This is a genomic window from Massilia sp. P2_C2 (assembly GCF_056404615.1).
In genome coordinates, this window is record NZ_JBFUDR010000665.1 from 1 (window position 1) to 669 (window position 669).

At 73.7% G+C, this 669-nt stretch carries 1 protein-coding gene; it reads right to left on the minus strand.

Features of this window, described 5'->3' with window-relative positions; genetic code table 11:
- Positions 1-669 (minus strand): ABC transporter permease (locus AC1DYX_RS31735; protein ID WP_477266255.1); only part of this gene is annotated, 669 nt, incomplete at both ends.

Genomic DNA, 669 nt, shown 5'->3' on the forward strand with positions numbered 1-669 from the left:
GGTCGCGCACGCCGGCCGCGCGGATCGTGCGGGCGACGCCGTCGCGCTGGTCGGGCTGGATGTTGATGATGAAGCGGTTCGGCGCATCCGGCGGCGTGGCCAGGCGCCAGGCGGACATCAGGTCGCCGCGCACGACGGTCAGCACGAGCAATGCCATCAGGCCGAGCGACAGCGACACGATCTGCACGACCGTCGCGCCGGGACGCCGCTGCAGCGACGTGACGGCGAAACGCCAGGCCTGGTGGCGAAAGGTGCCGCGCAGGCCGCGCAAGGCGCGCAGCCCCAGCCAGCCGGCCAGCGCGAACAGGCCGAACGCGCCGAGGAAGCCGCCGGCCGTGAGCAGCGCGAGCTGCAGGTCGCCCGCCTGCCACAGCAGCAGGCCGACGAAGACCGCCGTGCCGAGGCCGTACGTGGCCAGCGCGAGCGGCTTCGGCGCCGCCTGCTCGCGCCGGATCACGCGGTTGTGCGGCACGTTGCGCAGCTGCAGGACCGGCGGCAGCGCAAAACCCACGAGCAGCAGCATGCCGGTGGCGATGCCCTGCAGCGCGGGCAGCAGCGACACCGGCGGCAGCTCGGCCGGGATCAGGTTCTTCACCATCTCGAGCAGCACGAAGTGGGCGCCGAAGCCGACCAGCACGCCGAGCACGCTGCCGGCGAGGCCCACGAGGG